This window comes from Nocardioides mangrovicus (assembly GCF_003674065.1).
GTDB classification, from domain to species: Bacteria; Actinomycetota; Actinomycetes; order Propionibacteriales; family Nocardioidaceae; genus Marmoricola; species Marmoricola mangrovicus.
In genome coordinates this window covers 1-520 of sequence record NZ_RDBE01000003.1, presented here as the reverse complement: position 1 = coordinate 520, position 520 = coordinate 1, and the positions used below count along the sequence as shown (strand labels likewise).

1 protein-coding gene is annotated in these 520 nt (G+C 62.9%); it reads left to right on the top strand.

Translation table 11 applies throughout. From position 1 onward, the window contains the following. On the top strand, positions 1 to 520 hold a 520-nt coding region (locus D9V37_RS05025; protein WP_332835740.1), incomplete at both ends, for an FAD-dependent oxidoreductase.

The window sequence follows — 520 nt, the reverse complement described above, 5'->3', positions numbered from 1 at the left end:
CGAAGATCGTGGAGTCGGCTGATGAGGTGTGGGGCACCGCGGAGATGGTGTTGAAGGTCAAGGAGCCGATCGCTGAGGAGTATCACCGGATGCGGGAGGGTCTGGTGTTGTTCACCTATCTGCATTTGGCCGCGGACCGGGCGTTGACGCAGGAGTTGGTGGCGCGCAGGGTGACCGGGATCGCCTATGAGACGGTGCAGCTGGCCTCGGGTGGGTTGCCGTTGCTGTATCCGATGAGTGAGGTCGCGGGGTGTCTGGCGCCGCAGGTGGGGGCTCATTCGTTGATGAAGGCCCAGGGTGGTCGTGGTGTGTTGATGGGCGGTGTGGGGGGTGTGGCGAACGCGAAGGTCGTCATCATCGGCGCTGGGGTGAGTGGTCAGAACGCGGCGAACATCGCGTTGGGCATGGGTGCGGATGTGACGTTGTTGGACACTGATCTGGACAAGCTGCGGATGTCGTTTTGGCGTTATGACAACCGCGTGCATGGGTTGGCGTCGTCGGCGTTGGCGATCCGGCAGCA